4 protein-coding genes and 1 tRNA gene are annotated in these 3,540 nt (G+C 44.5%); all 5 read right to left on the bottom strand.

What is annotated here, in order from left to right; genetic code table 11:
• Positions 1–115: 115 nt before the first annotated feature.
• Entirely contained in the window at positions 116–1,291 is a 1,176-nt protein-coding gene (locus PI95_RS34855; RefSeq protein WP_236117342.1) for an aminotransferase class V-fold PLP-dependent enzyme, read from the bottom strand.
• A gap of 35 nt (positions 1,292–1,326) precedes the next feature.
• Positions 1,327–1,398: transfer RNA gene (locus PI95_RS34860), tRNA-Asn, on the bottom strand.
• A 154-nt stretch (positions 1,399–1,552) separates the two neighbouring features.
• Complete coding sequence (locus tag PI95_RS34865) at positions 1,553–2,104, bottom strand: NYN domain-containing protein (RefSeq protein ID WP_039752259.1); 552 nt, start codon at positions 2,102–2,104, stop codon at positions 1,553–1,555.
• 224 nt (positions 2,105–2,328) lie between these two features.
• A complete protein-coding gene (locus PI95_RS34870; protein ID WP_039752260.1) occupies positions 2,329–3,006 on the bottom strand; it encodes an ABC transporter ATP-binding protein in 678 nt (225 codons plus the stop codon).
• A gap of 18 nt (positions 3,007–3,024) precedes the next feature.
• Positions 3,025–3,297, bottom strand: a complete 273-nt coding sequence (locus PI95_RS34875; RefSeq protein WP_039753833.1) for a UPF0367 protein family — start codon at positions 3,295–3,297, stop codon at positions 3,025–3,027.
• Positions 3,298–3,540 lie beyond the last annotated feature (243 nt).

Below are 3,540 nucleotides of genomic sequence, written 5' to 3' on the forward strand. Positions count from 1 at the left end.
ACTATTTTTGATGAAGCCTGTCCCCATTTGTCTAGGGAAGGACTCGCCCACAAGCTTGAAGCGATCGCATGATTCATACTTTGATTCAGCAACGCCATTTAGTGACATCAAGTAGCTAATCGGCACTTTCTGTCAGTAACGTTATCAACGCTTTCCCCAAATACTCGTACTGTTCCAGTGTATTGTAAATTTGCGCCGAAACCCTTATTAATAACTTCGGTTTTTCCTGCCAGGGAACCACTTGCACTTGAATCCCAAATCTATCAAATAATTCATCGCGCAAAGACATAAAACTGCGACTTTCCAACACTTCTGGGATCGGAACAACTGCCATAGAACCAATCATCTCATCTGGACACGACACCGACACGTTCAACGCTTCACAAAGTAGCTGTCTTGCCTGCAATGCTAGCTGATGATTTCGCTGTCTTAATTCATTCCACCCACCAGGTAACAGAGAACCCATAAAAGCGATCGCTTCCGGTACGCACATATAAGCTGTAGGATCGTTCGTACCCATCCAATCAAATTCCAACTGAAAGCGTGATTTATCAGTTCGTGGTGAGTTTGCACCGTGGCTAATTGTTAGCGGACGAATTTCTGGCTGTTTATCTGGTCGTACATACAAAAAAGCCGCACTTTTCGGCGCACACAACCACTTATGACAATTCCCAGTGTAATAAGTCGCCCCAATTTCTGATAAATTTAAAGCAAGCATTCCCGGAGCGTGGGCACCATCTACAAGCGTATCCACACCGCGCTGCTGCAACTGTTTCACCAACTGCTGAATCGGAAAAATTAACCCAGTTTGGCTGGTAACGTGATCCAAAAGTGCTAATCGCGTTTTTGGCGAAACCCGCTCAATCACCGCAGATAAAATTTGTTCTGACGATTCTAAAGGAAAAGGAATTTTTGCCACCACCACCCGCGCCCCAGTGCGACTAGCGATAAAATCTAAAGCATTACGGCAAGCGTTATATTCATGGTTAGTTGTAAGAATTTCATCTTCTGGATGAAAGACAAGCGATCGCAACACCGAATTTACACCAGTCGTCGCATTTGGAACAAATACCAAATCTTCGGCAGGAGCACCCACAAACCCCGCTAGTTTGCTCCTTGCGTCATCCAGCAACTTTTCCCACTCCCTAATAAAAAAGCGCAAAGGTTCATTTTCTAACTGTTCGCGCAGTCGTTGTTGCGCTTTCAACACAGTTCTAGGACAAGCACCAAACGAACCATGATTGAGAAACGTCACAGCTGGATCAAGCGACCAGAAGCTACGGACGGACAATCCAAAATCCAAAATCCAAAATCCAAAATTTTTAACTCCCCAGGCCGGATTCGAACCAGCGACCAATCGATTAACAGTCGATCGCTCTACCACTGAGCTACTGAGGATCACAATTTATTATCTTAAGGGTAAAGATAGGATTTGGCAAGTACCTGAGCGAAAATTTTTCCAAAAAACTTTTGACTAGATACTTAAGTCCATAATCCTTTCCATCAAAACCCAATGACAAAGGTAACTTTGCTTTGCAATTCATGCTAATATTTAACTTGTTCGCATTCGCAATTCCGCCAGACGATCTCGTGCTTTGGGGTCAATGGAATTAGCGAGAAATCTAGTTTTAGGTTGTTTCCTTGTTTGATACTTTTGCCGCGATCGACACACGGTGGCTTCCACTTCCCAACATAGTTTTTGAGCCGACATCCACTCAGCACCATAACCTAGTATCATCAGCTGTTGTGCCCGGTCTGATGTGGCAACAATTACACGAGAAATCAGAGACTGTGCTAATGAAGAGCGCAAAGACGCACAGGTTTTTTCGATGTACGTGTCAGCAGTCTGTCCAAAATCAGTGTAATGAACTGATAAAAGCTCTGTAATAACTTCTTTATTGCTAGAGGAATTTTGATATTGGGCATCAAACACGATTTGAGTTTCATAACCCTCAAAAGCGCTGTAACTGATTAAAGCTTCAATCAATTCAGCCCGTGCTGCCTCTAATCCAGCATAGTCACGGGTTTTTTTCAGGCAATGCCAAGCGCCAATTATATTGTAGCCGTCCACTAACAAAACGGCTGGAAGTAAGGAGGGGGGCATGGTTTTTAATCACAATTATCTAGAGTTAACAAAATTCATTCATAACTTTTATAGTAATTGAAGCACTGCTTGTAACACTATGTTACAGAAAACAAAAAATGTAGATCAATTGTGTAAAGTTGCTGTATAAACTGAAAACGCGCCTTTTTAGAGGCGCGTTGCAGTTATTTGTAATTACTAATTAATTATTAGCTTGGGATAAAAAAAAGCTGGACAAGTGAGTATTAACAGGCTTCGTCGTGTTCTTCCATCAAACGTTGTTTTAGGCGTGAAGCTTCACCTTTATCCACTAGAGAGCCTTTTTCTAGCAAGAAAGCGCCATCACAGTAATTTAACTCGTCTAGGCGATGCGTTACCCAAAGAGCCGTCATATTGCGACTTTTGACTAAGCGGCGTACTTGAGCTACCAAGTCCAGTTGGCTATCTGGATCGAGTAAAGCAGTTGGTTCATCTAATAGTAAGACCTCACAGCGACGAGCGATCGCACCAGCAATTGCCACTCGCTGCTTCTGTCCACCACTCAAAGCATAGATAGGGCGTCGTTGCAGTGAAAGCAAATTCACCGCCCCTAACGCCTCCTCAACCCTTGCTCTGACTACCTTTGGCTGCAATTTTTCTTCCACCAGTCCAAAAGCCACATCAGCACCAACAGTTGGCATCACCAATTGATGATCCGGATTTTGGAAGACAAAGCCAACGGGATGCAAAACCCGAATTTCTCCAGATTGAGGTGCTAATAATCCCGCAAGTAATCTGAGCAAAGTTGATTTCCCACTGCCATTAGTACCCAAAAGCATCCAAAATTCACCAAGAGGTACTTCTAGAGAGCAAGATTTGATAACTTTCTCTCCATTAGTCCAACTGAAATTTAAATCCTTTACCTCAATGCCCAGTTCCGCCATTTTTATACCGTCGATGGCTTACTCAGAGGCTAGAGCAAAGAAACCAGGTGGTCTAGCACCACCAGCAGCCACACCATCTTTCTGAGATATTTGCACCCCAGAAATTTCACTACCACGGACGGCGATTTTTTTCTCTGTCTTGCCCTCACATATTAGTTCCACAATATCAGGGTTGCCAGAGCGCATCGCTGCCAAAATCAGCTGATAAACCGCTTCAGCATCCTCAGATGTTTTACGTTGTACTGATACGGGGAAAGGCGTATTTCTTAAGGTTAAGTCGATGGTGAACATGAATCCCAACATTGAAATTTAACTGTAGCAATCATTTTAGCGTGCAAGAAGCTGGGGGAGTGGGGAGTGGGGAATGGGGAGAGGGGGGGAGGGGGGAGACAAGGAAGCAAATTTACCTTTGTCCCCCTTGTCCACGGACACGTTCTGAGCTCCTCCACCCCCGCACAGAAGTGTCCTCCCCTTGTCCACGGACACGTTCTGAGCTCCTCCACCCCCGCACAGAAGTGTCCTCCCCTTGTCCCC

Origin of the sequence: Hassallia byssoidea VB512170 (genome assembly GCF_000817785.2) — a bacterium.
In the GTDB taxonomy this organism is placed as follows: Bacteria; Cyanobacteriota; Cyanobacteriia; order Cyanobacteriales; family Nostocaceae; genus Hassallia; species Hassallia carrinoi.

Coding starts and splice junctions, on each gene's coding strand:
- PI95_RS34875 (WP_039753833.1), bottom strand. CDS start 3,297: ATGTTCACCATCGACTTAACCTTAAGAAATACGCCTTTCCCCGTATCA.
- PI95_RS34870 (WP_039752260.1), bottom strand. CDS start 3,006: ATGGCGGAACTGGGCATTGAGGTAAAGGATTTAAATTTCAGTTGGACT.
- PI95_RS34865 (WP_039752259.1), bottom strand. CDS start 2,104: ATGCCCCCCTCCTTACTTCCAGCCGTTTTGTTAGTGGACGGCTACAAT.